At 68.9% G+C, this 25,334-nt stretch carries 28 protein-coding genes; 15 read left to right on the forward strand and 13 right to left on the reverse strand.

The genetic code is table 11. The features are described 5' to 3' along the window. Positions 1-159: 159 nt before the first annotated feature. Together DS843_RS03425 and DS843_RS03430 are read left to right on the forward strand one after the other, a co-directional pair. On the forward strand, positions 160-336 hold the full coding sequence (locus DS843_RS03425; RefSeq protein ID WP_149467500.1) for a DUF4169 family protein: 177 nt from the start codon (positions 160-162) through the stop codon (positions 334-336). A 143-nt stretch (positions 337-479) separates the two neighbouring features. Then, on the forward strand, positions 480-1,319 hold the full coding sequence (locus tag DS843_RS03430; protein WP_149467501.1) for a DUF2189 domain-containing protein: 840 nt from the start codon (positions 480-482) through the stop codon (positions 1,317-1,319). A 54-nt stretch (positions 1,320-1,373) separates the two neighbouring features. Here DS843_RS03430 and DS843_RS03435 read toward each other — a convergent pair whose 3' ends face one another. Beyond that, positions 1,374-1,562 (reverse strand): DUF1192 domain-containing protein, encoded by a 189-nt coding sequence (locus DS843_RS03435; protein WP_149467502.1) that lies wholly within the window; start codon positions 1,560-1,562, stop codon positions 1,374-1,376. A 204-nt stretch (positions 1,563-1,766) separates the two neighbouring features. Here DS843_RS03435 and DS843_RS03440 point away from each other — a divergent pair, with 204 nt between their 5' ends. The 5 genes from DS843_RS03440 to DS843_RS03460 all read left to right on the forward strand — a co-directional run bounded on the left by DS843_RS03440 (position 1,767) and on the right by DS843_RS03460 (position 6,779). Then, entirely contained in the window at positions 1,767-2,774 is a 1,008-nt protein-coding gene (locus tag DS843_RS03440) for an NAD(P)H-quinone oxidoreductase (protein WP_149467503.1), read from the forward strand. A 305-nt stretch (positions 2,775-3,079) separates the two neighbouring features. Continuing rightward, positions 3,080-3,697, forward strand: coding sequence for a DUF1013 domain-containing protein (locus DS843_RS03445; RefSeq protein ID WP_149467504.1), 618 nt, complete (start codon positions 3,080-3,082; stop codon positions 3,695-3,697). A gap of 153 nt (positions 3,698-3,850) precedes the next feature. After that, positions 3,851-4,444, forward strand: a complete 594-nt coding sequence (locus tag DS843_RS03450; RefSeq protein ID WP_149467505.1) for a UbiX family flavin prenyltransferase — start codon at positions 3,851-3,853, stop codon at positions 4,442-4,444. Between the two features lie 57 nt (positions 4,445-4,501). Continuing rightward, positions 4,502-5,194 (forward strand): carbonic anhydrase, encoded by a 693-nt coding sequence (locus DS843_RS03455; RefSeq protein WP_149467506.1) that lies wholly within the window; start codon positions 4,502-4,504, stop codon positions 5,192-5,194. Between the two features lie 214 nt (positions 5,195-5,408). Then, complete coding sequence (locus tag DS843_RS03460; protein WP_149467507.1) at positions 5,409-6,779, forward strand: flagellar hook-basal body complex protein; 1,371 nt, start codon at positions 5,409-5,411, stop codon at positions 6,777-6,779. Here the strand turns inward: DS843_RS03460 and DS843_RS03465 are convergent. Continuing rightward, a complete protein-coding gene (locus tag DS843_RS03465) occupies positions 6,763-8,532 on the reverse strand; it encodes a tetratricopeptide repeat protein (protein WP_149467508.1) in 1,770 nt (589 codons plus the stop codon). The two genes, DS843_RS03460 and DS843_RS03465, sit on opposite strands and share 17 nt — an antisense overlap. A 203-nt stretch (positions 8,533-8,735) precedes the next feature. On the opposite strand from DS843_RS03465, the gene DS843_RS03470 reads away from it, so the two are divergent. After that, positions 8,736-9,143, forward strand: a complete 408-nt coding sequence (locus DS843_RS03470; RefSeq protein ID WP_149467509.1) for a hypothetical protein — start codon at positions 8,736-8,738, stop codon at positions 9,141-9,143. Here DS843_RS03470 and DS843_RS03475 read toward each other — a convergent pair. From DS843_RS03475 to DS843_RS03485, 3 genes are read right to left on the reverse strand one after another with little or no spacing between them, the layout of a single operon-like run. After that, the gene (locus tag DS843_RS03475; RefSeq protein WP_149467510.1) at positions 9,127-9,714 is read right to left on the reverse strand and encodes a GNAT family N-acetyltransferase; all 588 of its coding nucleotides are present in this window, start codon (positions 9,712-9,714) and stop codon (positions 9,127-9,129) included. The genes DS843_RS03470 and DS843_RS03475 overlap by 17 nt on opposite strands. Positions 9,715-9,727: 13 nt before the next feature. Next, positions 9,728-10,186: a TIGR02444 family protein gene (locus DS843_RS03480; RefSeq protein ID WP_149467511.1), complete on the reverse strand. Its 459-nt coding sequence runs from the start codon at positions 10,184-10,186 to the stop codon at positions 9,728-9,730. A gap of 30 nt (positions 10,187-10,216) precedes the next feature. After that, the gene (locus DS843_RS03485) at positions 10,217-11,302 is read right to left on the reverse strand and encodes an ATP-dependent 6-phosphofructokinase (protein ID WP_149467512.1); all 1,086 of its coding nucleotides are present in this window, start codon (positions 11,300-11,302) and stop codon (positions 10,217-10,219) included. A 217-nt stretch (positions 11,303-11,519) separates the two neighbouring features. Between DS843_RS03485 and DS843_RS03490 the strand changes: the two genes are divergently transcribed. From DS843_RS03490 to DS843_RS03505, 4 genes are all read left to right on the forward strand, one after another. Beyond that, positions 11,520-11,705, forward strand: coding sequence for a YdcH family protein (locus DS843_RS03490; RefSeq protein WP_407653261.1), 186 nt, complete (start codon positions 11,520-11,522; stop codon positions 11,703-11,705). 162 nt (positions 11,706-11,867) lie between these two features. Beyond that, positions 11,868-12,335: a 5-(carboxyamino)imidazole ribonucleotide mutase gene (purE, locus tag DS843_RS03495; RefSeq protein ID WP_149467701.1), complete on the forward strand. Its 468-nt coding sequence runs from the start codon at positions 11,868-11,870 to the stop codon at positions 12,333-12,335. Positions 12,336-12,338: 3 nt separating this feature from the next. Beyond that, the gene (locus DS843_RS03500) at positions 12,339-13,421 is read left to right on the forward strand and encodes a 5-(carboxyamino)imidazole ribonucleotide synthase (protein WP_149467514.1); all 1,083 of its coding nucleotides are present in this window, start codon (positions 12,339-12,341) and stop codon (positions 13,419-13,421) included. 318 nt (positions 13,422-13,739) lie between these two features. Continuing rightward, positions 13,740-15,422, forward strand: a complete 1,683-nt coding sequence (locus tag DS843_RS03505; RefSeq protein WP_149467515.1) for an EAL domain-containing protein — start codon at positions 13,740-13,742, stop codon at positions 15,420-15,422. Between the two features lie 52 nt (positions 15,423-15,474). On the opposite strand, the gene DS843_RS31030 is transcribed toward DS843_RS03505, so the two are convergent. The 4 genes from DS843_RS31030 to fumC form a co-directional block, all read right to left on the reverse strand. Continuing rightward, positions 15,475-15,651, reverse strand: a complete 177-nt coding sequence (locus DS843_RS31030; RefSeq protein WP_167525183.1) for a hypothetical protein — start codon at positions 15,649-15,651, stop codon at positions 15,475-15,477. A 142-nt stretch (positions 15,652-15,793) separates the two neighbouring features. Continuing rightward, positions 15,794-16,495: a DUF599 domain-containing protein gene (locus DS843_RS03510; RefSeq protein ID WP_286191912.1), complete on the reverse strand. Its 702-nt coding sequence runs from the start codon at positions 16,493-16,495 to the stop codon at positions 15,794-15,796. 324 nt (positions 16,496-16,819) lie between these two features. Then, positions 16,820-17,023 (reverse strand): ribbon-helix-helix domain-containing protein, encoded by a 204-nt coding sequence (locus tag DS843_RS03515; protein ID WP_149467517.1) that lies wholly within the window; start codon positions 17,021-17,023, stop codon positions 16,820-16,822. Between the two features lie 19 nt (positions 17,024-17,042). Next, positions 17,043-18,449, reverse strand: a complete 1,407-nt coding sequence (gene fumC / locus DS843_RS03520; RefSeq protein ID WP_208852174.1) for a class II fumarate hydratase — start codon at positions 18,447-18,449, stop codon at positions 17,043-17,045. 214 nt (positions 18,450-18,663) lie between these two features. Between fumC and DS843_RS03525 the strand changes: the two genes are divergently transcribed. Together DS843_RS03525 and DS843_RS03530 are read left to right on the forward strand one after the other, a co-directional pair. Continuing rightward, positions 18,664-18,918 carry a hypothetical protein gene (locus DS843_RS03525; RefSeq protein WP_149467519.1) on the forward strand — a complete coding sequence of 85 codons (255 nt, stop codon included), beginning with the start codon at positions 18,664-18,666 and terminating at the stop codon, positions 18,916-18,918. A 368-nt stretch (positions 18,919-19,286) separates the two neighbouring features. Further along, on the forward strand, positions 19,287-19,502 hold the full coding sequence (locus tag DS843_RS03530; RefSeq protein WP_149467520.1) for a hypothetical protein: 216 nt from the start codon (positions 19,287-19,289) through the stop codon (positions 19,500-19,502). Positions 19,503-19,593: 91 nt separating this feature from the next. Here DS843_RS03530 and DS843_RS03535 read toward each other — a convergent pair whose 3' ends face one another. After that, a complete protein-coding gene (locus tag DS843_RS03535) occupies positions 19,594-20,085 on the reverse strand; it encodes a GNAT family N-acetyltransferase (protein WP_149467521.1) in 492 nt (163 codons plus the stop codon). A 138-nt stretch (positions 20,086-20,223) separates the two neighbouring features. Here DS843_RS03535 and DS843_RS03540 point away from each other — a divergent pair, with 138 nt between their 5' ends. Beyond that, positions 20,224-21,324, forward strand: coding sequence for a GNAT family N-acetyltransferase (locus DS843_RS03540; protein WP_167525184.1), 1,101 nt, complete (start codon positions 20,224-20,226; stop codon positions 21,322-21,324). A 35-nt stretch (positions 21,325-21,359) separates the two neighbouring features. Here DS843_RS03540 and DS843_RS03545 read toward each other — a convergent pair whose 3' ends face one another. From DS843_RS03545 to DS843_RS03555, 3 genes are all read right to left on the reverse strand, one after another. Continuing rightward, positions 21,360-22,439 carry a glycosyltransferase gene (locus DS843_RS03545; protein WP_149467523.1) on the reverse strand — a complete coding sequence of 360 codons (1,080 nt, stop codon included), beginning with the start codon at positions 22,437-22,439 and terminating at the stop codon, positions 21,360-21,362. Between the two features lie 385 nt (positions 22,440-22,824). Then, positions 22,825-23,913 (reverse strand): CgeB family protein, encoded by a 1,089-nt coding sequence (locus DS843_RS03550; RefSeq protein ID WP_149467524.1) that lies wholly within the window; start codon positions 23,911-23,913, stop codon positions 22,825-22,827. A gap of 112 nt (positions 23,914-24,025) precedes the next feature. Further along, the gene (locus DS843_RS03555) at positions 24,026-25,333 is read right to left on the reverse strand and encodes a hydroxyacid-oxoacid transhydrogenase (RefSeq protein WP_149467525.1); all 1,308 of its coding nucleotides are present in this window, start codon (positions 25,331-25,333) and stop codon (positions 24,026-24,028) included. Between the last annotated feature and the right edge of the window lies 1 nt (position 25,334).

Consider the following 25,334-nt stretch of genomic DNA (forward strand, 5'->3'; position numbering starts at 1 on the left):
TTTGCCAAAAGCCGAGAGAATCGACGGCGCCCGCCCCGGCCTTCCGGGAGGCGCCGTGTTCCGTTAAGCTATCGCCCCAAAGGAAAACAAGCAATTTGGGCATTCCAACGGCTGATGTCGTCCGAAGGACGAAATGCCCCGCGCCCCGGAGATGCGCCCATGGCCGATATCGTCAACCTGAACCGCTTCCGAAAGATGCGCCTGAAGGAGGAGCGTGAAAAGACCGCCGAGGAGAACCGCATCCGCTTCGGACGCACCAAGGCCGAAAAGCTCCGCGACCGCCAGGATGCCGAGCGCCGCGCGGCGGATCTCGACGGCAAGAAGGTCGAGGAGTAACGGCCCAGCCCGTGCTTTGGTATCGCTTTTGTGACAATTGGCAACCCGGACAGTTCGTCCATAAGACAATCTGGAACGCTGCGGATCGCTTTGCTACAGTTGCCCCTCGAGAGGCGCAAAGGGCAAAGAGGAGGACCATCATCATGGTCGACATGTCGTCTCACCGCGGTGCGTCCCAGTTCCATCGGCCGATCCGGCGCAAGGAACCGTCCGAGTTCCACAAGCCGGCTTCCTATCTTCCGCGAATCCGCAGTGTCGACGTCGACCGCCCCTGGGTGTGGCTGAGCGCGGGCTGGCGCGACATGTGCGCGAGCCCGGGGATCAGCATCGCCTACGGGCTTCTGGCGGTCATCTCCAGCTTCGTGCTGGTGGCCGGGCTGGCGATGTACGACATGCAGTATCTGGTTCTGCCGATGGCGGCGGGCTTCATGCTGCTGGGGCCGGTCTTCGCGGTCGGCCTGTACGAGACCAGCCGCCTGCTGGAACGGGGGGAGAAGCCGACCCTGATGAAGGTGGCCGGCGCCTACCGCCGCAACGGCGTGCAGATCGCCGGGATCGGGCTGGCGCTGATGCTGGCGATGCTGGCCTGGATACGAATCGCCTTCCTGCTCTTCGCGCTGTTCTTCGCGACGGAGCCGCCGGCCTTCGACCAGCTCGTCGACCGGATCTTCTTCTCGTCCCAGACGATCCCGTTCCTGCTGACCGGAACCATCGTGGGCGGAATCATCGCCACGGCGGTCTTCGCCATCAGCGTGGTGTCGATCCCGATGCTGCTGGACCGCGACACCGACACCTTCACCGCCATGGCCACCAGCGTCGCGGTTCTGCGCGGGAATCTGCGGACCATGGCCGGCTGGGCCTTCCTGATCGTGCTGTTCATGGCGGCGGGGATGGTCACCGGCTTCCTGGGTCTGGCGCTGGCCCTGCCGCTGATCGGCCACGCCTCCTGGCACTGCTACCGCGATCTGGTCGGCGCGGACTGAGGTTGCGCGTCCGGACGCCCCTCTTCCCATCCGGGAGAGGGGCGTTTCCCAATGTCAGGACGATTTCTTGAAAAAGGCCTCCGCGGCGTTCTTCTGCGCCTCCTTCGCGGCGATGGCGGCGCGGGCGCGGGCGATCTCGGCCTCCAGCCCGGCGATGTAGTCCTTCAACTCCGCCACGCCCAGCGCGGTCAGGTCCTTCGGCACCGGCTTGGCCTTGCGCGGCTCCAGATCGTCGATGTCCATGGGCTTCTCCTTCCGCCGTCGCGCATCCCTGCCCCGCGCCGTCCGCTTCCCGCCCACCGGAAAGCCCGGCGGCGCGTGCTTGTCAGCGCCGGTCGGGAATTCTAACTTTGGACGCCTGCGGACACAAACGGCCCGGCCCGGGACCCGGATCGGCGGCGGCCGGATTGGTGGACACCGCGTCAACGAGGAATGGGGGAGGACACCATGGGCATCGCCCTGCCGGACAGCATGACCTGCGTTGAGATTTCGCAACCCGGCGGCCCGGAGGTCCTGCGCACCGTGCGGCGCCCGGCCCCGGTGCCCGGCCCCGGCGAGGTCCTGGTGGCGGTGGAGGCGGCGGGCGTCAACCGTCCGGACATGCTGCAGCGCCAGGGCCGCTACGACCCGCCGCCGGGCGCCTCCGACCTGCCCGGCCTGGAGATCGCCGGACGCGTCGTCGCGCTGGGCGAAGGGGTGACGGACTGGGCCGCCGACGACGCGGTCTGCGCGCTGATTTCCGGTGGCGGCTACGCCCAGTATTGCGCGGTTCCGGCGCCGCAGCTCCTGCCCGTCCCGAAGGGCTATGGCATGGTCGAGGCCGCCGCCGTGCCGGAGACCTTCTTCACCGTCTGGACCAACGTGTTCGAGCGCGGCGCCCTGAAGCCCGGCGAGACGCTGCTGGTCCATGGCGGCTCCAGCGGCATCGGCACCACGGCCATCCAGCTCGCCAAGGCCTTCGGCGCCAAGGTCTTCACCACCGCCGGCAGCGCCGAGAAGTGCCGCGCCTGCGAGGAACTCGGCGCCGACCGCGCCATCGACTACAAGACCGAGGATTTCGCCGCCGTCATCCAGAAGGAAACCGGCGGGCGCGGCGTGGACGTGGTGCTGGACATGGTGGGCGGCGACTACATCGCCCGCGATATCGGCATCATGGCCCCGGACGGGCGGCACGTCTCCATCGCCTTCCTCCAGGGGCCGAAGGTCTCCATCAACATGTTCCCGGTGATGACCAAGCGTCTGACCCTCACCGGCTCCACCCTGCGCGCCCGCTCGGTGGAGGAGAAGGGCCGCATCGCCGCCGCCCTGCGCGGGAAGGTCTGGCCGCTGCTGGAAGCCGGCACGGTCAAGCCGGTGATCCACAAGGTCTTCACGCTGGAGCAGGCCGCCGAGGCGCACGCGCTGATGGAATCCAGCGCGCACATCGGCAAGATCGTCATGACGGTTGGCGGCTGATCGCCGCCGGCGCGAACCGTTGGCTTGCGAAGGGAATTCCGCGGCATCACAGCCTGGAATTCCCTTTCAAGCATTTTTTTCGCCTCATTCTTGTTTGCGAACCGCGGGGTGGGCTTGCTAAAGCGCGCCAAGACGGTTAGCAGAGGATCGGCGTCCGGGTTTTCCCGGCCGCCTGCCCGAGCACGCTTACATCGACCGGTTCCGGCCCTATATGGAGGGCGACGCTCGGGACTGTCCGGTAAAGTATGGCCGATCGCCCCAGCCGCCAGCGGGTGCGGTCGGGTTGGAGTTTGTCAGGAGGGACGATGGCACTGCCCTTGATGCCGAAAGCGACGGCCGTCTGGCTGGTCGAGAACACATCCTTGACCTTCGAGCAGATCGCCGCCTTCTGCGGCCTGCATTCCCTGGAGGTCCAGGCCATCGCCGATGGCGAGGTGGCGGTCGGCATGGTCGGGCTGGACCCGGTGGCCAACGGTCAGTTGACCAAGGCCGAGATCGAACGGTGCGAGCGCAACCAGGATCTGCGCCTGAAGCTGCTGGTCCCCGACCTGCCGCTGCCGGCCGCCCGGTCCAAGGGGCCGCGCTACACCCCGATCACCAAGCGCGGCGACAAGCCGGACGCCATCTCCTGGCTGCTGAAGCACCATCCGGAGCTGTCGGACGCGCAGCTCTGCCGTCTGATCGGCACGACCAAGCCGACCATCGCGGCGGTGCGCGACCGCACGCACTGGAACGCGCCGAACATCAAGCCGCGCAACCCCGTGCTGCTCGGCCTGTGCACCCAGCGGGAGCTTGAGGAGGCCCTGGCCCTGGCCGTCCGCCGCGGCGGCGTTCCGCTGTCCCAGGAGGAGCGCGAGGCGCAGGACGGCGAGGAAGGCTACGGCGACGAGTCGCCCTATTCGGAGCGGGAAGAGGCGCGCTGACGCCGCCTCCCCGGCCCCTCTCCCCCGGCGGGAGGGGGGCTTTTCTTTTGCGCCGGAGAAACTCCTGTCGTTGAAGACGGGGGCGGCCCGTTCCTCCCCGCCCCCGCGTTGCGCGCTCTGGACGCCGCGCCGCCCGCGCGCTACATCTCGGGCATGACCGCACCCTCCCGTCTCGTCGTCGGAATCAGCGGAGCCTCGGGCGTGATCCTGGGCATCCGGCTGTTGTCCGTGCTGCGCCGCATCGGCGTCGAATCGCACCTCGTCGTCAGCCGCTCCGCCGAAGTCACCCTGGCCCATGAAACGGACATGAAGGTGGCGGATCTGCGGGCTCTGGCCGACGTGTCCTACGCCGCCGCCGACATCGGCGCGGCCATCGCCAGCGGCAGCTTCCGCGCCATGGGCATGATCGTGGCCCCCTGCTCCGTCCGCACGATGAGCGAGATCGCCACCGGGGTGACCTCCACGCTGCTGACCCGCGCCGCCGACGTCACGCTGAAGGAGCGGCGCCCGCTGGTGCTGATGGTGCGCGAGACGCCGCTGCACCTGGGGCATCTGCGCACCATGACCCAACTGGCCGAGATGGGCGCGGTGATCGCCCCGCCGGTTCCGGCCTTCTACAACCGCCCGCGGACCATCGACGATCTGGTGGACCACGCCGTGGGCCGGGCGCTCGACCTGTTCGGGCTGGACGCCGGCATCGTCCGCCGCTGGGGGGAACCGGCGCCTGCGGAGGTTCTGGAAACATGAGCCGGCCTGGGTTATACCGCATCCGCTAAATCCCGACCGATGAGGGGTATCAGAACGATGCCACACACCCGCGACCAAGACGTTCCGATTCGTCAGCTTCTCGCCGGGATGAAAGGATTCCGCGCCCGCTACTACGAGCGCCGGCCAGACAGCATGCGCCAGCTCGTCCAGCAGGGGCAGAAGCCGAAGATCCTGATGATCGGCTGCTCCGACAGCCGCGTCGATCCGGCGCTGCTCACCGAGGCCGAGCCGGGCGAGATGTTCGTCGTCCGCAACGTCGCCAACCTCGTTCCGCCCTACCAGCCGGACGGCAGCTACCACGGCACCTCCGCAGCCATCGAGTATGCGGTGCAGGTGCTTCAGGTCGGCCATGTCATCGTGCTGGGCCACGCGCTGTGCGGCGGCATCCAGGGGCTGATCCGCCTGCGCAAGGGCGATCCGGACCAGAACGATTTCGTGTCGCCCTGGGTGTCCATCGCCAGCGCGGCGCTCGACCCCTACATACCGCCCGCGCAAGGCGATACCGACGAGGAACAGCGCAAGGCCGCCTTCGAGCGTCTTCAGCAGAAACCCGATGTGATCGAGCGCGCCGCCGTCCGCACCTCGGTGGACAATCTGATGACCTTCCCCTTCGTGCGCGAGCGGGTCGAGGCCGGAACGCTGGAACTGCACGGCTGGTGGTTCGACCTGGACAACGGGGACCTGTGGGCCATCAACTCCAAGACGAAGATGTTCGAGCCGGTCGATTGAGGGCTTCGGGTGGGCGAAAGCTACCCAGCGGACGGCAACCGGAGCGGTCCTGCCGGGAAATTTATGCCCACTCCGTCGCCTTCCCGGTGCAAAAGCCCCTTTTCCGGGGCGGGAGAGGGCACCAACCCTCTCCTCATTCCTGGCACGTCTCTTGCTTTCCACTTGTCAGCGCGTTCCGACACACGCGCTTCGACGGGAATGAGGCGGCCGGACCATGGGCATCACCAACATCCTCAACAATGGCGTTCTTGGGCTGACGGCGCAGAGCCGGGCGCTGGGCACCATTTCGCACAACATCGCGAACGCCAACACGGCCGGCTACAAGGCGTCGGAAACCCAATTCGCCGATTTCGCGCTGAGTGACCGCAACGGAAACATGGACCCCGGCAACGGCGTCCGCGCGTTCGATCGGCTGGACCACGCGGGCGGCACCGTCACCCAGACGGGGGTCACCACGAACGCGGCCATCGTCGGCAACGGCTTCTTCGTCGTCCAGGACATGGATTTCCTGGCCGGCACGACCCGAACCACCGGCCGGCCGAACGACGATTCGCTGTTCCTGACGCGGGCCGGCGACTTCACCCCCGACAAGGACGGCCATCTGGTGAACGGCGCCGGCAAGGCGCTGATGGGCTTCAAGCTCGACCCCGCCAGCGGAACCGGCGGTTTCGGAAGCGCCAGCACGCTCTCGGCGGTCACGCTGGAGGGGCTGCGCGACTACCGCGAAGCCTCGACCCAGGCGTCGCTGAACCTCAACCTGCCGCGCGATCAGGCCCCGGTGACCGGCGAGATCACCACGGCCAACACCACCGGCGTCGTTCTGAAGCTCGTGGACAAGAACGGCGCCGACGGGACGATGTCCCTTCGCTTCCTGAAGACCGGAGAAGCGGAGGATGGCACCTCCTCATGGCAGGTCTTCAACGCCGGGGTCGCCGGCGCGGACGGCAAGCCGGTGGGCAACGGGACGGTCAACGATCCGACCACCTGGCAACCGCTCGGCACGCTGAACTTCGCCCGCAACGGCACGCTGACCGGCGGGACGACCGGTGCCCCGGCGACCCTGACGCTGAACCCCGGCGGCAATTTCGCCCAGACGACGCTGGACATCGGCTCCTATGGGAAAATGAACAACTCCATCACCAGCATCGCGGGCATGGAGCTGGGCATCGTCCAGGGCAACAACGGCATCCGGGCCGGCACCTACCAGGGGGCGGAACTGACCGCGGACGGCTTCGTCGCGGCGAATTTCCAGGGCGGGAAGCAGCGCTACGTCTACCGCATCCCCGACGCGACGGTCATCAACCCGACGGATCTGGAGAGCGTGTCCGGCACCATGTTCCGGACCACCGCGGACTCGGGCGCCATCCGCCTGAACTCCTTCGGCAACCTGTCGAACGAGACCGGCACCAGCGCGCCGACGACCGTGGGGGCGAAGCTGAACACGGCCAGCGTCGAGGGCTCGAACGTCAAGATCGAGGAGCAGTTCACCACGCTGATCCAGGCGCAGCGAACCTATTCCGCCGCTTCCAAGCTGGTGTCCACCGCCGACGAGATGACCCAGACCACCATCACCCTGAAGTCGTAACGGACACGGCGCGCAACGCCTCGGCGACGCACCCGGCCACCTCCGCCCAGTCGCCGACGCGCGTCTGGCGGAACAGCCGGGCGGTCGGGTACCAGGGGCTGTCCTCCCGCCCCAGCAGCCAGCGCCAATCCGGCGAGAACGGAAGCACCACCCAGACCGGCACCCCCAGCGCCCCGGCCAGATGCGCCGGCCCGGTGCAGGACGAGATCACGAGGTCCAGGTTGGCCATGATCGCCACCGTGTCGGCGAAATCGGCGATCTCCGGCCCAAGGTCGGTGAAGGAGAGCGGCATCGCCACCCGCTCCAGATCCTCCCGCCCCGGCCCCTTCTGAAGCCCGAAGAAGCGCACGCCCGGCACCTCCAGCACGGGCCGCAGCCCGGTCAGCCGGGGCGAGCGCAGCGCGTCGCCGGGAAAGCGCGGGTTGCCCGCCCAGACCAGCCCGACCCGCAGCCCTTCCCCTTCCGCCAACCGTTCCCTCCAGGCGGCGGCGCGCCTCGGATCGGGGCGCAGATAGGGAACGGAGGCGGGAACCCGGTCCAGCCTGGTGCCGAAGGCGCGCGGCAGGCTCATCAGCGGGCATTCCAGGTCGAATTCCGGCAGGGGATCGCCGCGGGCGATCAGCCGCTCCACCCCCGGCAGGCCGGACAGAACGGTCGTCAGGGGCCGCTGCACCTCCAGGATCACCCGCGCCCCGCGCTCCGCCACCAGCGGGACGTAGCGGACGAATTGCAGCGTGTCGCCCAACCCCTGTTCGGCGTAGAGCAGGATGGTGCGCCCGGCGGTGTCCTCACCGGTCCATGTGGGCTGTGAAAAGCGGCGCCAGGGCGGTTCCGCCCCCGCATCGTGGCGCCGCCAGTCGAACTCCGGCCAGCCACCGTCGTAATCCCCGGCCAGCAGCCGGGCGAAGCCGCGGTTCCAGCGCATACCGGCATCGCCGGGGCGGACCTCCAGCACCCGGTCGAAATCGGCGAGCGCCTCCACCGGGCGGGCCATGGCGAGCAAGGCGCCGCCGCGCGCCGCCCACAGGGACGGCCCGGCGCCGCCACGCTCCGCCGCGGCGAAGGCGTCCAGCGCCTCCTCGAACCGGCCCTGCCCGGCGAGCAGCGATCCCAGATTTTCCCAGGCCGTGCCGTAGCCGGGGGCGAGCCCCAGCGCCGCGCGGTAGGCGGCCTCCGCCTCGTCGTCCCGCTTCTGAGCGGCGCAGGCGGAACCGAGCGCCATGCGGGCCGCCGGCGATCCGGGCGACAGGGCGACGGCACGCCGGGCCGCCCGCTCGGCCGCCGCCGCCCGCCGCCCGGCCAGGGTCGATTCGGCGAGGTTCACCAGAGCGTCCGCCGAGGCCGGAACCAGCGCCAGAGCGCGCTGCGCCGAGCGCACGGCCTCCTCCACCCGGTTCAGGTCGCGCAAGGCGCCGGCCCGGCTGGCATGGGCGTCGGCCAGCAGCGGGTCCAGCCGAAGGGCGCGGGCGTAGCCGGCCTCCGCCCCCGGTGCGTCGCCCATGGTCTGGAGGGCGCCGGCCAGATTCGACTGCGCGCCTGCCGAATCGGGACGAAGCGCCAGCGCCCGGCGCAACAGCCGCTCCCCCTCCGCCGGACGGCCCGTCTGGATGCGGAGCACACCCAGAAACTGGGCGGCGTCGGGCTGTTCCGGGTCGGCCTCCAAAATCCGCCCGTAGAGCGTCGCCGCCTCGGCCAGCCGGCCCGACTGGTGGTGGTCGATGGCGGCCAGAAGAGCTTCGATGATCGTCGCCATGGGAAATGCCGGAGGACATGAGAAAAACCATCCCACTTCCGGGGCGGAAGAGGGAATCGGTGCTCCCGATCTGACACAGACCTGCCGTTCCCGCAACCCACCCACGAGAAGCCCCACGTTGCGTTTCGCATTTGCGGCAAATATGATGCATCCAACCCGCCGGAACACACCGGAGTATTCAGCGTGCCGGGAGCCTTCCACCCATGAAAAGCACCTTGAACGTTTGCGCCCTGGCCCTGACCTGCGCCCTCGTTCCGGCGATCCTGGCCGTGGAACCGTCCCCCGCGGCGGCCAGCGAGAAGGGCGGCGGAGCCGGCGGCAACGGCTGTCCGTGGGCGCAGGACGTGACGCTGGAACTCAACGGCAAGACCCTGACGCTGAACCAGGACGCCTTCTCCGCCAAGGGGGAGCCGCTGGACATCGACGGCTATCAGATCTTCCCGTTGCTCGAACAGTTGAAGCTGCGCATCCTCGGCCCGCGCGGCCAGGAGTGGGAGGCCGCCCTGACCCGTCTGTCCGGCGGCAAGCGCTGCCAGGCCTTCTATGTCGGCAAGCCCTTCCAGGTGTCCGACGAGACCGGCGACCGCAACAGCCTCATCCTCGTCCGCTGATTCCCGCGTCGAGTCCGGCCCGCCACCGCTCGCGCCCGATGCGGTAGAGGACGTGCCGTTTCAGGCGGTGGCCGTCGGGCACCCACGGGTGGTCGAAGTCGCCCGCCGTGTCGCGCTCCATCCCCAGCCGCTCCATGACCCGCTGCGAACGCCGGTTCGCCGGCACCGTGAAGGCCACGATGTCCGTCAGCCCGACGGTGTCGAACCCGTAGGAGAGCGCCAGCCCGGCGGCCTCCGTCGCCAGCCCCTGCCCCCAGTGGGCCGGGTCGAGCCGCCAGCCCACCTCCACGGCGGGCGCGAAAGGCGCCTCCCAGGTCACGCGGGCCAGCCCGACCAAGCCGATGAAGGGGCTGTGTCCCGGCCGCTCCACCGCCCAGAACCCGAAACCGTTCCGGTCGAAATGCTCGCCGATGCGCGCGATCACCGCGTCGCAGGCCGCCCGGTCGGGAAGCGGCAGCAGATGCTCCATCACCGTAGGGTTGCGCGACAGCGCATGAAAGGCGTCGCCGTCCCCGTCCCGCCAGGGACGCAGGATCAGCCGGAAAGAGGTGAGGATGGCCGGCGTCGTCATCGCACCGGTTCCGTCAGGGCTCGGGCGGCGTGCCGAGCGCCGCCAGAAGCGCCATCAAAGCCGGGTCCCCGTCCGGCACCAGCCGGCAGAGGTTCGCCGCGGCCGCCTCGACGCTGCCGCCCGGGGCGGGGGTGAGACCGGACAGGGCGAAGAGTCGGTCCTGCTGGACGCGCTCCGCCTCCAGCTCCGCGGCCTTCATGCGGCGGTAGAGAGCGTCGTCCTCCCCCTTCACCCGGCGGCGCACGGCGCGCAGCGGGCGGACGACCTCCGCCCGCCAGGGGGCGACGGCGGAGTCGATCCGCTCCAACTCCGCCGCCGGCAGGTCGGCGTTGCAGTCCATGCCCGCCCAGGCGGCGAACAGCAGGAGGTTCACGTCCTGGCCGAGCCGGTCCTGAAGGTCGAGGCAGGCGGCGGGCACGCCCGGCCGCCCGTAGACGGCGAGCGAGAAGTCCCAAAGCGGGTTTTCCGACATCGCCGTGCCTGCCTCCTCATGAGCCTCCGCTCAGTCGCCCAGGCTGATGCCCAGGCCACGGGCGGTCTTGACCATCGCGCCGTCCATCTCCACGCAGGCGTACTTGGCGATGGCATCGGTGATCGGGACGTCGATGACCCCGCGGTCGGACCAGGCGACCATGCGGTCGAACTTGCCCTCCGCGATCAGGTCCACGGCGTGCACGCCGAAGGCGGAGGCGACCAGCCGGTCGCGCGGGCTGGGCATGCTGCCGCGCTGGACGTGGCCCAGGACGGTGACGCGGGTTTCGGCCCCCGTCGCCTCGGCGATCTTCTCGCCGATGTAGTCGCCGATGCCGCCGTACCGCTTCTCCCCGCCCTGCAACAGCTTCTGCACGCCGGTGCCGTCCGCGGTCTTCACCGCCTCCGACACGACGACCAGGGCGAAGTTCCGGCCCGTGGCGCGCACCTGCCGGATCTTCGCGGCGATCTTCTCGATGGAATAGGGGATCTCGGGGATCAGCACCACGTCGGCGCCGCCGGCGATGCCCGCGGCCAGGGCGATGTGGCCGGCGTCGCGGCCCATCACCTCCAGGACCATGACGCGGGCATGGCTGGCCGCGGTCGGCTGGAGCCGGTCGAGCGCCTCCACCGCCACGCCGACGGCGGTGTCGTAGCCCACCGACACCTCAGTCAGGCCCAGGTCGTTGTCGATGGTCTTGGGGATGCCGACCATCTGGAAGCCGCCCTTGTCGGCCAGCTTCTTCAGGATGGCGAAGCTGCCGTCGCCGCCGATGCCGATCAGCGCGTCCAGCCCCAGTTCGCGGTAGCCGCCGATGATCTCGTCCGACCGGTCCTTCTGCGTGCCGTCCGCCATCGGATAGGCGAAGGGATCGCCGCGGTTGGTGGTGCCGAGGATCGTGCCGCCCATGCGCATCATGTTGCCGTCGACCTGCGGCAGGTCGAGCACCTGATACTGCACCGGGCGCTGCAACAGCCCCTGGGTGCCTTCCTTGATGCCCAGGACCTGCCACCCATAGGTCAGGACGGCCCGGTGGACCACCGCGCGGATGACCGCGTTCAGCCCGGCGCAGTCGCCGCCGCTGGTGAGAATGCCGATGCGCTTGCCTGCTGTCATGGATGACTGTCCCGTGTCGTCTGGAACCGCTGCGAAAGGTAGTCATACCAGAACGTTGCTCCACCGCAATGGTTCTGGTCCTCCGAGTATATTACATTCCGGCGACCGGATTATAACCCTGCGAAGAATGAGTGGTTTCGCACTGCCGCTGCGCTGGAAATCTGGTATAGTCCCGGCCGCTCAGCCAGCGGGCCCCGCGCGTATGAACGAACAAGAGATGCTTAAGGACAAACTGGCCACGCTTCGCAGCGAGCATCGCGACCTCGACGACGTGATCGCCCGACTGCACGAACGTGCGCCGTTCGACCAGCTTCAGATGCAACGTCTGAAGAAGCGCAAACTTGCGCTCAAGGACCAGATCGCGGTTCTGGAAAGCCGCCTGCTGCCCGACATCATCGCCTGATCGCCGCCCCGGTGGGAAAAGGCAGGCCGGCGCATCGCGTCGCTCTGGACTCCGCCTGCGCGCTTTCTATAATGCGCCGCTTTCCGGACCTAGAGGAAAGCGCGCGCCGTGTCCGCATCCATCGCCGCCACCACCGACCACACGCCGCTGGTCGGCATCATCATGGGCAGCCAGTCGGACTGGACCACCATGAAGCACGCCGCCGAGACGCTGACCGCGCTCGGCGTCCCGCACGAGGTCCGGATCGTCTCCGCCCACCGCACCCCGCAGCGCCTCGTCGAGTACGCCACCACCGCCCGCGGGCGCGGCCTGAAGGTGGTCATCGCCGGGGCCGGCGGCGCCGCCCATCTGCCGGGCATGGCCGCCTCCATGACCCCCCTGCCCGTCTTCGGCGTCCCGGTGGAAAGCCACGCGCTGAAGGGCATGGACAGCCTGCTGTCGATCGTCCAGATGCCCGGCGGCGTTCCCGTTGGCACGCTGGCCATCGGCAAGGCCGGGGCGATCAACGCCGCGCTCCTGGCCGGATCGGTCATCGCCCTGATGGACCCGAAGGTGGCCGAGGCTCTGGACGCTTGGCGCGCCCGCCAGACCGCCGCCGTCGCCGAAGCCCCCGTGGACGAGCCCGCCTGAGCCATGTCCCACCGCATCCTTCCGCCCGGTTCCACCATCGGCATGCTGGGCGACGGGCAGCTCGGCCGCATGACCGCTCTGGCCGCCGCCCGGCTGGGCTACAAGACGCACGTCTACGCGCCGGGGTCGGAGGGCAGCCCCTGCGCCCAGGTGTCGGCGGCCTTCACCTCCGCCGGCTGGGACGACCTGGACGCGCTGGAGGCCTTCGCCCGCTCGGTCGACGTGGTGACTCTGGAATGGGAGAACGTCCCGGTCGCCGTGGTCGAGCATCTGGGCCGCTTCACCCCCGTCCATCCCGGCGGCAAGGTTCTGTCGGTCGCCCAGGACCGGGTGGAGGAGAAGTCCTTCGTCAACGCGCTGGGCATCGGCACCGCCCCCTGGCGCGCCGCTCGCAGCGCCGAGGAGGTGGCGAAGGCGGTGGCGGAGATCGGGCCGCGCTGCATCCTGAAATCCACCCGCCTCGGCTATGACGGCAAGGGGCAGGCCCGCATCGAGCCGGGCACCGACCCGGCGGACGCCTGGGCGGCCATCCGCTCCGACGCCGGCATCGTGGAGGGCTTCGTCTCCTTCACCTGCGAGGTGTCGGTGATCGTCGCCCGCGGGTTGGACGGCACCATGGCCGCCTACCCCGCCGTGGAGAACCGGCACAAGGACGGCATCCTGGACAAGACCCTCGCCCCGGCCCGCGTGTACGCGGAGACGGCTGCGGAGGCCGGGCGGGTCGCCCGCCGCATCGCGGAGGCGCTGGACCTCGTCGGCGTGCTGGCGGTGGAGATGTTCGTGACCCCGGACGGCGGCGTGCTGGTCAACGAAATGGCGCCGCGCCCACACAATTCCGGCCACTGGACCATGGACGCGTGCCATTCCTGCCAGTTCGAGCAGCTCGTCCGCGCCGTCTGCGGTCTGCCGCTCGGCTCGGTGGAACGGGTGGCGGACGCGGAGATGGAAAACCTGATCGGCGCCGACGCGGACCGCTGGCCGGACCTGATGGCCGAACCCGGCGCCCGCCTGCACCTCTACGGCAAGGCGGAGTCCCGTCCGGGCCGCAAGATGGGCCATGTGACGCGGCTCTTCCCGCGCTCCTGACCTCCCTGCCAGATCATCACGCAACCGCCCTATTCGATCGCCGCGGCGGGCCGCTCCCTGTTCCGGGACGGCCCGCCGTTTCGCTTTTTCTCGCCATGGGTGCGGTAAACGGGCGCGCCCCTTGCGGCATTTTCCCTTAAATCATTGAAAATGCGATGTTTCGAAATTTTGTTCGAAACCGTTGGGTCAATCTTGCCGCTTTTTTCAAAGCGGGAACCCCGCTAGTCTCCACTCAATGAATGAACGAAATTCGATAAACTTTTTCTCAATTCCGGGCCATTGATGATGCAGCTTGCGCATGACTCGATCAGACGCCCGGTGCCGCAGACCAGCGCGCAGGTCCGACGTCCGTCGCTGCGCGAGCGTGACCGCTTCGTCGGCTTCGCCTTCGCCGCGGCGGATCTGCTGATCGAGACGGATGCGCGGGGAACCATCCTGTTCTGCGCGGGCGCGCGCTGCCGCCTGACCGAAGGCGACGTGGCCGGGCTGGTCGGCACCAGCCTCTTCGACGTCGTGGCCCCCAACGACCGCAAATACGTCACCGTCCTGTTCAAGCGCATCCAGGACAAGGGCCGCATCAAGCCGGCGCGCGTCGTGTTCCAGGGCTGCGACGGCAACCGCTTTCCGGCGCTGCTGGGCGGCTGCCGGCTCGATTCCTGCCCGGGATCGCTGTTCCTGACGGTCCTGCTGGCCTCCGGCCCGCGCAACACGAACGAGGCGCTGGCCGCGGCGGGTCAACTCCTGGACGGCAACGCCTTCAGCCACATCCTGGAGGACCGCATCATCAAGGCGCGGGAGAAGGGGCTGGACAACGCCTTGACCCTGCTGCTGATCGATGGGTTGCAGGCGATGGTGGAGGCCCTGCCCGAAGGGGCGGCGGGCGAGGTGACGCAGGGGATCGAGGCCTATCTGCGGGCCATTTCCGCCAACGGGGACAGCGCCGGGCAGCTCGCCACGGACCGCTACGGCGTCGTCCATGCCTCCGACATCGACGGGCAGGAGGTGCAGAGCCACATCACCCAGATCATCCAGAGCGCGGGCGGCGAATTGCCGGGCGGCATCCGCACATGGTCGCTGGACGTGTCGGACGAGCGGCTGGACCCCGCCGACGCGGCGCGCGCGCTGGTCTACACGGTGCAGGCCTTCGCCTCCGCCCAGGGTGGGGAGTTCACCATCTCCAGCCTGGAGGACGGCGCCAAGCGCATGCTGTCCGACGCGGTGGACCGCATCGGCCGCCTGCGCGCGACCATCGAGAAGCGCGACTTCTTCGTCGTCTTCCAGCCCATCGTCGACATCGAAACCCGCACCGTCCACCATCTGGAGGCGCTGACGCGGGTGGAGGGCATGCCGTCACCGGCGGACTTCATCACCTTCGCCGAGGATGTCGGGCTGATCTACGACTTCGACCTGCTGCTGACGCAGTCGGTGCTGGACACCATGAACGCCCACCGCAAGGAACCCACCCTGCCGGACGTGGCGATCAACCTGTCCGCCAAGACGCTGATGAGCCCGATCTTCCTGCGCCAGTTCCTGGCGGTGACGGAGCCCTATGGCGATCTCGCCCGCAAGCTGCTGGTCGAGGTGACGGAGACGGTCGTCGTCACCGACATCGCCCGGCTGAACGAGGTCCTGCAAAAACTGCGCGCCGCCGGCTTCCGCATCTGCCTGGACGACGTCGGGGCCGGATCGACCTCCTTCCAGTCGCTTTACGGCATCCAGGCGGACTTCGCCAAGATCGACGGGCATTTCGTCCGCGGCGCCGTGCAGAGCGCGCGCGACATGGCGATGCTGCGGTCCATGGTGGACGTGTGCCGCCAATTGGGACTGGGCTTGATCGGGGAGCAGGTGGAGGGGCCGGAGCACGCGCAGCTTTTGACGGAGCTGGGGGTGCCGCTGGCGCAGGGCTACCTCTACAGCCGCCCGTCCCGCGACTTCGCGTACTTCGCGAAGGACTGGTCCAAGATGGGCGGCAAGGGCGGCAAGGTCCTCCGGAAGCGCTGACGCGCGGCGGATACCGCACGTCCGGAGGAGAGTCCGGGCTGGGACCGGCGGGTCAGACCAGCTCGTGCGCCGAGTCGATGTGGCGGCGGGCCTGGTCGAGCAGTTCGCGGTTGCGGTCCATGAAATCCTTGGCCGCACCGCAGGCTCCGCGATGCAGGCGGACCTCCCCCAGGAGGCGTTCCGCCTCGTCCAGCGTGTTCAAGACCGAAACCGCGGTATCGACGTCCATGGTGCACCCCCAAGCCGTGGCATGCTGCAACGCACGCCTGGATCAATCGGATATGACAAAAGCATTGATCCGCGCTGCAGCGTAGTGGCCATAACGTCGCAGATTGAGAGAATTTTAACGTCTTTTTCGCCAAAGACGTGCGTCACCGCCGGGCGTGCTTCTCCAGGGCCTCGACTTGGACGCGGATGACCTTCTCCGTGTCGGAGAAGCCCTGCCGGCGCGCCAGAACGGCGAGGACCGCGGCGGTGGCCACCATGAAGAACCAGGGGCCGAGCATCCAGGCCAGCGCCGCCATGGCGAAGTAGTAGGCGCGCATGCCGCCGTTCAGCGCCGTGACGGCCAGCGTCATGGCGGCGGCGATGCTTTCCGCCATGGCCGTCTTCTCCTCGGGCGGCACCGGCGGCAGCGGGGCGGAGCCGATCAGGGCGCAGCAGTAGTTGTACTGGCGCAGCGCCCAGGTGAACTTGAAGAAGCCGAAAGTGAAGATCGCCACGAGCAGCAGCATCTTCAACTCGAAGAACTCGCGCGATGTCTGGACCGTGAAGGACAGTGTGCCGACCAGTTTGTGCGCGTTCTCCACCGCGCCGAAGGCACCGACCAGACCGGCCAGCACCAGCATGTTCGTGCTGGCGAAGAAGGTGCAGCTCTGCATCGTGTGGCCGATGAGCTGCGAATCCATGATCCGGTTGTCGCGCTCCAGCATCCGCTCCATCCAATGGCGGCGCGCCTTCTTCAAATGCTGGTTGACCACCATGCGCCCGCTGAGCATGTGGTCCTGGATCAGCGTGAAGCCCGCCCAGCAGACCAGGAACCACAGGAAGGCGACGGCATCGAGGACGGTCATGTCGGGCGTCACGGGCGGACACTCTGGCGCGAGGGGGGGAAGGAACGATCCGGCGCAAGGGTGTAGCCCTCCCCCCGCCCCCTGTCCAGGATGGGTGCCTGAATCCCCTCTCCCGCCTCGGGAGAGGGTGCCCGCGCACCGGCCTCTCGCGCTGGCTGAAAGCCAGCGCTGACGGCGACAGGCGGATGCCATTGGCATCCGTCGAGAGCCGGGTGAGGGTAAAATCAAGGATCAAGGCTTGATCCTCGCCAGCACCCTCACCCTTCCCGCGCGTTGCGCGGGTCCCTTCCCTCTCCCCGGAGGGGAGAGGGGACAAGAGCGCGCCTACCCCCGCCCCTGCACCGCGTTCAGCACATAGACCCGGATGGCGCTCGACAGGTTGCCGCTGCGTGTCGAGTCGATTTCTTCGATCAGCGCGTTGACCGACACGCCCCGCACCTGCGCAATGCCCTTCAGCGCCTCCCAGAATTCTTCTTCCAGGGAGACGCTGGTCGGGTGCCCGGCGATGAGGACGGAGCGCTTCTTCATGGGGGTTGCATACCCCTAATCACCGGGGCTTCACCATGGTTTCCGGCTTTACCCACTGGTCGAACTGCTCCTCGGTCAGCAGGCCCAGCGCCACGCCGGCCTGTTTCAGCGTCGTCCCCTCCTTGTGGGCCTTCTTGGCGATCCTGGCGGCGCTGTCGTAACCGATGTGCGGGTTCAGCGCGGTGACCAGCATCAGGCTTTCGTTCAGCAGTTGCCCGATGCGCTCGCGGTTCGCCTCGATCCCCAGCACGGCGTTGTTGGTGAAGCTGTTGCAGGCGTCGGCCAGCAGCCGGATGGATTGCAGCACGTTGTAGGCGATCACCGGCTTGAAGACGTTCAGCTCGAAGTGACCGGTGGCGCCGGCGATGCTGACGGTGGTCTGGTTGCCCATCACCTGGGCGCAGACCATGGTCATCGCCTCCGACTGGGTGGGGTTCACCTTGCCGGGCATGATGGAGGAGCCGGGCTCGTTCTCCGGCAAGGAGATTTCCCCGATGCCGCAACGCGGGCCGGAACCGAGCAGGCGGATGTCGTTGGCGATCTTCATCAGCGACACCGCCAGCGTGTTCAGGCTGCCGTGCGCATCGACCAGGGCGTCGTGGGTGGCCAGCGCCTCGAACTTGTTGTCCGCCGTGACGAAGGGCAGCCCGGTGATGCGCGCCACCTCCTCCGCGAAGGTCTCGGCGAAGCCGGCCTTGGCGTTCAGCCCGGTGCCGACCGCCGTGCCGCCCTGGGCCAGCCGGTAGAGCTGCGGCAGCGATGCCTTCACCCGCTCGATCCCATAGGCGATCTGGGTGGCGTAGCCGGAGAACTCCTGCCCCAGCGTCAGGGGCGTGGCGTCCTGGAGATGGGTGCGCCCGATCTTGACGATGTCCCTGAACTCCGCCGCCTTCGCAGCCAGCGCCGCGTGCAGATGCTCCAGCGCCGGAAGAAGCTCGTGGTGGATCTGCTCCGCCGCGGCGATGTGCATGGCGGTGGGGAAGCTGTCGTTGGACGACTGCCCCATGTTGACGTGGTCGTTGGGGTGGACCGGCTTCTTCGACCCCATCTCGCCGCCCAGCGCCTCGATGGCGCGGTTCGAGATGACCTCGTTCGCGTTCATGTTCGTCTGGGTGCCGGAGCCGGTCTGCCAGACCACCAGCGGGAAATGATCGGCCAGCGTGCCGTCGATCACCTCCTCCGCCGCCTCCACGATGGCACGGCCCAGCCGGGGGTCGAGCACCTCCAGCGCCATGTTGGCGAGCGCCGCCGCCTTCTTCTGGATGCCGAGCGCGCGCACCAGCGCCGGAGGCATGCGCTCCCCGCCGATGCGGAAGTTGTGCAGCGACCGCTGAGTCTGGGCGCCCCAGTAACGGTCGGCGGGAACCTCGATCGGCCCGAAGCTGTCGGTTTCGGTGCGCATCCCGGTCTTGCCGGTCATGGCCATGTCCTCGCGGGTTTTTGACGTCGTTCCGGTCAGCGCATTTTTTCCCGAATCGCGCGCCGGGCAAGGGGAAACAGCGCGCGAACCTCCTTTGGGTTCCCTTCCTGTCCCCATTAAGAACGGCCCACGCCCATTTTGTTCTTGTTGCGTTCCGATCCTTGCGCTACCGTTCGTGCAAGACCGACCGGACCTTCCCTGTCAACCCTGGGAGAATTGAATGAGCGAGTTCGCCATGGACCACGTTCGCGCGTTCATTTCCAAGACGCGCGTCGCCGAGATGAAGGCGAAGGGCTGGCGCGTGGTCGGTCCCGGGGAAGAGGGCTCGCTTCTGATGGAAGGGCCGCAGCCCGGCGGGGCTCCGGTGCGCATGGCCGCTCTCGTCAATGACCTGTTCGACGATCTGGTCGCCCGCGCGCTGGAACGCGCCGATCACATGGACCGCGCCGCCGGGCGGATTCCCCGCGCCGCGTGACGGGTCGCGCCCGGTGCTCCGGGCGATGCAAAGGATGTACTCCGCCCGGCGGGACGGCCTGTCAACGCCCCGCCGCGGCGGCTTAAGGCTTGCGGACATCGCCTTGAAGGTTCCGCCACTTCCCGCCTATGCCGGTCCCAGCGGTACGACCTTCGCCGGAAGCCCTTGAAAAGGCTGAAAGTCGCAGAGAACAAACACTATCACCTAAAGAAAAGTGGTAATCCAAAGGGGTAAAATCCGTCATATTTGCAGTGCGCAGGATTACCCCTCAAGACACCAGCCCCGCGAAGCCTCCGTTAGTAAGTCGTTAACCGGCACATGGCCAAATAGACCCATCACGAACACACAAGACAAAACGGAGTTTTAAAATGCTGATCGCCACCACCACCGAACAGATTACCTCTTCCTCTCGCGTTCACATCGCCCTGGTCGATGAGTTCATCCAGCTCACCCAGAACCGGATCGACGGCCAGAACGACCCCTTCATCCGCGAAAGCCTGTGCGACCTGCTGTCCACCCTGCGCGAGGAGCGGTCCGGCTACCTGGATCTGCTGAACGCCGCGATGCTGGCAAAGGCCGCCTGAAGGCGAGCGGACACCGTGGTGGCGATGCGGTCGGGGCCCACGACGAGCCCTGACCCGCAGCCCGCCGGAACGGACCGACCTTTTCCTTCCCTCAAGCCTCATCCGCCTGCGCGGCCAACGCCTTGATCGCATCGCCGGTGAGCCGGTAGGGAAGCCACTCCTCCATCTGTCTGAAGCCGATGCGCTGGTAGAAATCGCGTGCCGGGTTCCAGTCCAGCACATTCAGATCGACACGGCGGCAGCCCCGCTCCGCCGCCAGTTTCGCCACTGTCGCCAGCAGCTTGCGGCCCACGCCGTAGCGCCGCGCTTCGGGCGTGACGTAGAGATCCTCCACGAAGAGGCCGGCCCGTCCTTCCCAGGTGGAGTAGTTGCGGAAGCACAGCGCGAAGCCGACGGGTTGTCCGTCCAGTTCGGCGATCAGCGCCTCGAACACCGGGCGCTCGCCCCAGCCGTCGCGCCGGAAATCCTCCTCGGTCGCCTTCACGGCGTGGGGCTCCTTCTCGAACTCGGCCAGTTCCCGGACGAAGCGGAGGATGGTCGGGCAATCGGCCTCGACGGCCGGACGGATGGTCACGGTGGGCATGGCGGCTCCAGATTTCAACGCGGCGCGACGATAGCCGCGCCAGCCACCCGGCAACAACCCCTGGCAACAACCGCTTTGCCATCCGGCGCGGGCGCGCCTAGGCTGCGCGCCATGCGGGACCTTGAAAGCAATAGTGGTTTGACCGTTCGCGAAGCCCGGCCCGGCGAGCGCCACGCCCTGCTGGCCCTGGTCGCGCGGATCGACGCCGAAAGCGATTTCCTGCTCCGCGAGCCCGGGGAGCGTCCCTTCTGGGCGCGCGACCTCGCCGCCTTCCAGGCCTCGGGAAACGCGACGATCTTCGTGGCCCAGGTGGCGGCGCAGACGGCTCCGAACGGCCCGGCGGAACTCGTCGGCTATCTCAGCGCCTGTGGCGGGCGGTTCCTGCGCAACCGCGGCGTGGTGACTCTGGCGGTCGGGGTGCGGCGCGACTGGAACGGGCGCGGCATCGCCACCCGCCTGTTCGCCGCGGCGGAGGACTGGGCGCGGCGCGGCGGAGCGCACCGGCTGGAACTGACCGTCGCCGAGACCAACACGCGCGCCTTATCCCTTTATGAGCGGCTGGGCTTCCTCGACGAGGGGCAGATGCGCGACGCCCTGCGCGTCAACGGCGCGTGGCGCAACGAGCGGCTGATGGGCAAGGCCATCGGGGCGGAGGACGTTCCCGAATGGCCAGCCCTGACACCGGACGCCCCGCCCCCGCCCTTGGCCCCGGCGCCGGCCCCAACTCCGGTCGGGCGGCTGGAGATTCGCCCTGCTCTCCCCGCGGACGCCGCCGCCTACCTCGCCTACGACCGCGCGGTGCGGAGCGAGACCCATTTCCTGATGCGCACCGCCGCGGAGTCCCTGCCCGATGTGGCGGCGGCCCGTCGCTTTCTGGCCGAGCAGAGGATCGGGGACCGCACCGTCACGCTGCTGGCGGTGGTGGACGGCACCATCGCCGGGTCGCTGTCTCTGTGGACCGGCGCCTACGCCCGCACCGCGCACGAGGCCGGGCTGGGGCTGGCCGTGCGCCGGGACTTCTGGGCGCTAGGCATCGGCGGGCGGTTGATCGCCGCGGCGGATCTCTGGGTGCGGGCGCGCGGGCTGCACCGGTTGTCGCTCTGGGTCTTCGGCCACAACAGCCGCGCCCGGCGCTTCTACGCCAAACACGGCTTCCGGGAGGAGGCGGTGGCCCGCCGCCACGGCCTGATCGACGGGCGGCTGACCGACCATGTGCTGATGGCGAAGCTGTACGGGTGAGGGGTGTGGGCAAAGCCGTTGTCTGCGATGGCCGCCTACGCCACCCCCGCCGCCTTCGCCGTGCCGGACGCCAGTTCCTCGAAGCGTGACAGGTAGCGCTCCGTCATGCCGTCCAGCGAGTAGCGGGCGCGGGCGGTGGCGCGGCAGGCGTCGGGGTCCAGAGTCTCGCAATCCTCGATGGCGCGGGCCATCTCCTCCGCGTCCTTCACCAGGAAACCGGTGACTCCCGGCTCCACGAGGTCGGCCAGCGCGCCGGTCGGGAAGGCCACCACCGGGGTGCCGCAGGCCAGCGCCTCCAGCGCCGCGACCGGGGTCGGTTCCGACATCAGGCTGGGCGCCAGCAGGCAGCGCGCGGCCCCCAGCATCCAGCGCTTGCGACCGAAGCCGATCCGCCCCAGGAAGCGGCGCTTAGGGTCCAGCCGGGGGCGGATTTCCTCCTGAAGATAGCGCTGCTCCTCCGCCCCGCGCGACAGGCCGCCGCACAGCAGAAGCTGCATGTCGATCTGCCGCGCCGCGTCCAGGGCGATGTGGAAGCCCGCCTCCGGCTCGATGTCGCCCAGGCAGACGGCGAAGCGGCGCTTGGGCACGCGGATGTGCAGACGGTCCACCGCCACCCCGATCTCCAGCGGGGGCAGCAGGTCCAGCCCCGGCGACGCCCCGCGCGTCTGGGCGGCGGACACCGGCTGGAGGTGCAGGTTCGCCCGTGGGGACAGCAGGGCGTCCAGCCGGTAGCGCTCCAGCGGCTGGTAGAGAGTCGCCAGGACCGGCACGTCCTGCGGCGGCAGCAGGACGTCGAAGTCCCGGACATGGATGTGGACGAGATCCGGCGCGTGGTCCTCCACCGCCCCGGCGACCACGGCGGCGACGCGCCTCAGGACGGCGGCCTGCGCCCGCTCGTCCGGCACCTGCCCGTGGGCGCCGCCATGGACCCGCGCCAGCGGGATCAACGTCCCGGCCACCGCCGAGTCCTCCGGCGCGATGACGACCGAGCGGTGGCCGGCGCGCACCAGGGCGGCGTCGATGGCGCCGGCCACCTGCTCCGCCGTGCCTTCATTCTCCGGGTCGGCGCCGACCGGGGCGAAGGGCGATGCGACGGTGAGAACGGTCAGAGCCATCGCGCCGCCTCCAGAAGACGGAGGCCCGAAGGGGCGCGGACACCCTGGCGAACTCTTCCAGCCGGCCTGTTCCTGTGCATCACCGCTTCGTTCATCCCATGTCCCTGTGGTGTTATTTATTGAAACTTATTGTCTGACCAACGCCCTTCTTTCTCTCCGATGTCTTGCGCTCTGGAGAAAATCAGGAACCGGAAAACCCCCGGGTTCATCGTCCGCCTTTGTTTTTCTACCAAAACGGGCCGCCGGTAACCTGGGTATTGGAAGTGGAACGCCTCGCGGAAGGGATAGCCGTCCTGCGCCGGGATGACGACCTCGGAACCGGGGAACCCGGACCGGACGGCCAAGGCGCCCAGGACGGCTTACTTCCAAAAAAGGGGATGCCGGGTCAATCGTCGCCACCACCCTTGATGTCGAGGATCGAGCGCAATTCCCGAACGCGCCGTTCCGCCGTGTGCTCCTCCAGCGTGCGTGCCCGCGCGCGGTGGGCCAGCGTGGCGAGATGGCCGCGCGGCAGCATCATCGCCGTGGTCACGTCATCGGTTTCCCGCGCGACGAGGATGTCGCGTCCCGGCTCGAAGAAGGCGTCGATCCCTTCCCACTCGTCGGAGATCACCGGGACGCCGCAGGCCGCCGCCTCGAACAGGCGGACGGACGGGCACCAGCCCAGCGCCTTCAGGGAGTGGCGCGTCACGTTCAGCGTCAGGGTGGAGGAGCAGAAGAAGGCCGCGTGCTCCGCCGGGGGAAGATGCCGGACGAGATGGACGTTGCCGCCCCAAGGAAGGCCATCGGGAAGGCCCTCCGGATAGCCGCCGCCCGCGATGACGAAGCGCCGCCGGGTCAGCCGCCGGGCCGGTTCGATGAACAACGCCTCCAGCGCCGCCCGCCTGTCCTCCACCCAGGCGCCGAGATGGCACAGGTCGCCGAGAAAGCGCCGGACCGGTTCGGCGGGCCGGTGCAGGTCCGGGTCCACCCAGGCGTAGAGCGGCGCCACGAAGCGCGCGCCGAGCTGGGTCCTCAACGCCTCCAGCGCCCGCCCGCCGGTGCTGCTGAGGACGGTGTCGAAGCCGCCCAGCCCTTCCGGCGGCAGATAGTCCGGCAGCTCCCCCGTTTCGGACCGGGCCAGCGTGACGTGCGTGTCGAGGTCGTAGAAGACCGTGCGCCGCGCCTTCGATCCCAGCACCAGATGGGAGGCCGCCGCCCCGTCCGGGCAGCCGGAGGTGACCATCGCGACGTCCGCCTCGTCGGCGTGGCGCTGCGCCGCCGCCGCCACGTCCTCCCAACGGTCGTAGAGCAGGAGTTCGCCGCCGGGAATCTCCCACAGGTCGCGGTGCTCCGCCCGTTCGGGCGTGTCGCGTTCCAGGAAGACGACGCGGTTGCCACGCCGCGCCAGCGCCTTCACCAGCCCGCGCCACAGGGTGGCGTGCCCGCTGCCCCAGGAGGAGCTGATCGATTGTCCGAAGATGATGATTTTCATGATGCCGACGCTATGCCTCCACCCGGAACAACGAAACCTGTCGGGCCGTGTTCCGGGAACGGGAGACGCGCGGAGGGGGTGCCTCCCGCCGGACCGACACCGATCGATCGCGTCACCAATAGGTCATGGCGTCGGCGTAGAGACCCCGCAGATCCTCCTCCGTCACAGGCCGGGGCGCGATGGTCAGCAACCGCTGCTGGGCCATCGCGCCGCGCACCAGATCCGGGATGTCCGCCGCGCCATAGCCGAGCGCGGACAGGCCGTTCGGCAGGTGGGTGGCGCGCATCATGGCGATCAGCCGGGCGGCCAGCATGGCGCCGCCGTCCGCCGGAGAGATGTCGCGCACCTCCGCCCCCAGCGCTTCGGCGGCGCGGAGGTGCCGCTCGGGCGCCGCGGAGCCGGTGAAGCGAAAGGCGGCGGGCGCGTTCAGCACCACCGAGATGCCGTGCGGCACCATCGGGTTGGCCTTCTCGTAGCCGAGCGCCGTGAAGCTGTGGTTCATCCCGGCGACGGAGTAGGACATGGCGTGGGGGATGTGGACGCCCGCGTTCCCGAAGGCCAGCCCGGCCAGCGTCGCCGCGAACATCAGGGCGTCGCGCGCCTCCTCGTCCGCCGGGTCGTTGACGGCGCGCTCCAGATACTGCCCGCCGAGACGGATGGCCTGGAGGCTGCCGATGTCCGACCAGGGGTTGGCGCCCTGGTAGGGCGGGCGCGGGTTGGCCGCGTCGGGCCGGGGGCGCGACCGGTAGGAGCGCGCGGTGTGGCTCTCGATGGCGTGGGTCAGCACGTCGAAGCCGGTGGAGGCGATGACGCCCGGCGGCAGGCTGTCGATGGTCGCCGGGTCCACCAGCGCCAGATTGGGCCGCAGGAAGCGGGAGGAGATGCCCGTCTTCACCCGCATCTCCACATGGTCGAAGATGGCGACCCCGGTCGTCTCGCTGCCGGTGCCGCAGGTCGTCGGGCAGGCGATGTGCGGCTTCACCGGGCCGGGCACCGGGCGCCCCTCCCCCAGAGGCTTGTTGACGTAGGCGAGAAAGTCCGCCGGATGGGTGGCGTAGAGGTTCGCCGCCTTGGCCGTGTCGATCACCGACCCGCCGCCGATGGAGACATAGCCGTCGAATTGGCCGTCGCGGGCGAAGGCCGCCGCCTCCAGGAAGGACGCGCTGGTCGGCTCCACCGCGCAGCGGTCGTAGACGGCGACGTCCAGCCCCGCCGCCTTCAGCGAGTCCAGCGCCGCCGCGAAGGGCGCGATCCCGGCCACATGGGGATCGGTGAACAGGGCCACCCGGCGCATGCCCATGGCCTTCGCGTCGTTCCCGGCCTCCGCCAGCATGCCGCGGCCGAACTTCATGGACGCGGCCTCCACCGTGAAGCCGGTGTCGCCGTCGGGCAGGATGGGATGGGCGATGGAGTTGGGCATG

Origin of the sequence: Roseomonas genomospecies 6, assembly GCF_008365375.1 — a bacterium.
Classification (GTDB): Bacteria; Pseudomonadota; Alphaproteobacteria; order Azospirillales; family Azospirillaceae; genus Azospirillum.

Coding starts and splice junctions, on each gene's coding strand:
- DS843_RS03425 (WP_149467500.1), top strand. CDS start 160: ATGGCCGATATCGTCAACCTGAACCGCTTCCGAAAGATGCGCCTGAAG.
- DS843_RS03430 (WP_149467501.1), top strand. CDS start 480: ATGGTCGACATGTCGTCTCACCGCGGTGCGTCCCAGTTCCATCGGCCG.
- DS843_RS03435 (WP_149467502.1), bottom strand. CDS start 1,562: ATGGACATCGACGATCTGGAGCCGCGCAAGGCCAAGCCGGTGCCGAAG.
- DS843_RS03440 (WP_149467503.1), top strand. CDS start 1,767: ATGGGCATCGCCCTGCCGGACAGCATGACCTGCGTTGAGATTTCGCAA.
- DS843_RS03445 (WP_149467504.1), top strand. CDS start 3,080: ATGGCACTGCCCTTGATGCCGAAAGCGACGGCCGTCTGGCTGGTCGAG.
- DS843_RS03450 (WP_149467505.1), top strand. CDS start 3,851: ATGACCGCACCCTCCCGTCTCGTCGTCGGAATCAGCGGAGCCTCGGGC.
- DS843_RS03455 (WP_149467506.1), top strand. CDS start 4,502: ATGCCACACACCCGCGACCAAGACGTTCCGATTCGTCAGCTTCTCGCC.
- DS843_RS03460 (WP_149467507.1), top strand. CDS start 5,409: ATGGGCATCACCAACATCCTCAACAATGGCGTTCTTGGGCTGACGGCG.
- DS843_RS03465 (WP_149467508.1), bottom strand. CDS start 8,532: ATGGCGACGATCATCGAAGCTCTTCTGGCCGCCATCGACCACCACCAG.
- DS843_RS03470 (WP_149467509.1), top strand. CDS start 8,736: ATGAAAAGCACCTTGAACGTTTGCGCCCTGGCCCTGACCTGCGCCCTC.
- DS843_RS03475 (WP_149467510.1), bottom strand. CDS start 9,714: ATGACGACGCCGGCCATCCTCACCTCTTTCCGGCTGATCCTGCGTCCC.
- DS843_RS03480 (WP_149467511.1), bottom strand. CDS start 10,186: ATGTCGGAAAACCCGCTTTGGGACTTCTCGCTCGCCGTCTACGGGCGG.
- DS843_RS03485 (WP_149467512.1), bottom strand. CDS start 11,302: ATGACAGCAGGCAAGCGCATCGGCATTCTCACCAGCGGCGGCGACTGC.
- DS843_RS03490 (WP_407653261.1), top strand. CDS start 11,520: ATGCTTAAGGACAAACTGGCCACGCTTCGCAGCGAGCATCGCGACCTC.
- purE (WP_149467701.1), top strand. CDS start 11,868: ATGGGCAGCCAGTCGGACTGGACCACCATGAAGCACGCCGCCGAGACG.
- DS843_RS03500 (WP_149467514.1), top strand. CDS start 12,339: ATGTCCCACCGCATCCTTCCGCCCGGTTCCACCATCGGCATGCTGGGC.
- DS843_RS31030 (WP_167525183.1), bottom strand. CDS start 15,651: ATGGACGTCGATACCGCGGTTTCGGTCTTGAACACGCTGGACGAGGCG.
- DS843_RS03510 (WP_286191912.1), bottom strand. CDS start 16,495: ATGACCGTCCTCGATGCCGTCGCCTTCCTGTGGTTCCTGGTCTGCTGG.
- DS843_RS03515 (WP_149467517.1), bottom strand. CDS start 17,023: ATGAAGAAGCGCTCCGTCCTCATCGCCGGGCACCCGACCAGCGTCTCC.
- fumC (WP_208852174.1), bottom strand. CDS start 18,449: ATGGCCATGACCGGCAAGACCGGGATGCGCACCGAAACCGACAGCTTC.
- DS843_RS03525 (WP_149467519.1), top strand. CDS start 18,664: ATGAGCGAGTTCGCCATGGACCACGTTCGCGCGTTCATTTCCAAGACG.
- DS843_RS03530 (WP_149467520.1), top strand. CDS start 19,287: ATGCTGATCGCCACCACCACCGAACAGATTACCTCTTCCTCTCGCGTT.
- DS843_RS03535 (WP_149467521.1), bottom strand. CDS start 20,085: ATGCCCACCGTGACCATCCGTCCGGCCGTCGAGGCCGATTGCCCGACC.
- DS843_RS03545 (WP_149467523.1), bottom strand. CDS start 22,439: ATGGCTCTGACCGTTCTCACCGTCGCATCGCCCTTCGCCCCGGTCGGC.
- DS843_RS03550 (WP_149467524.1), bottom strand. CDS start 23,913: ATGAAAATCATCATCTTCGGACAATCGATCAGCTCCTCCTGGGGCAGC.
- DS843_RS03555 (WP_149467525.1), bottom strand. CDS start 25,333: ATGCCCAACTCCATCGCCCATCCCATCCTGCCCGACGGCGACACCGGC.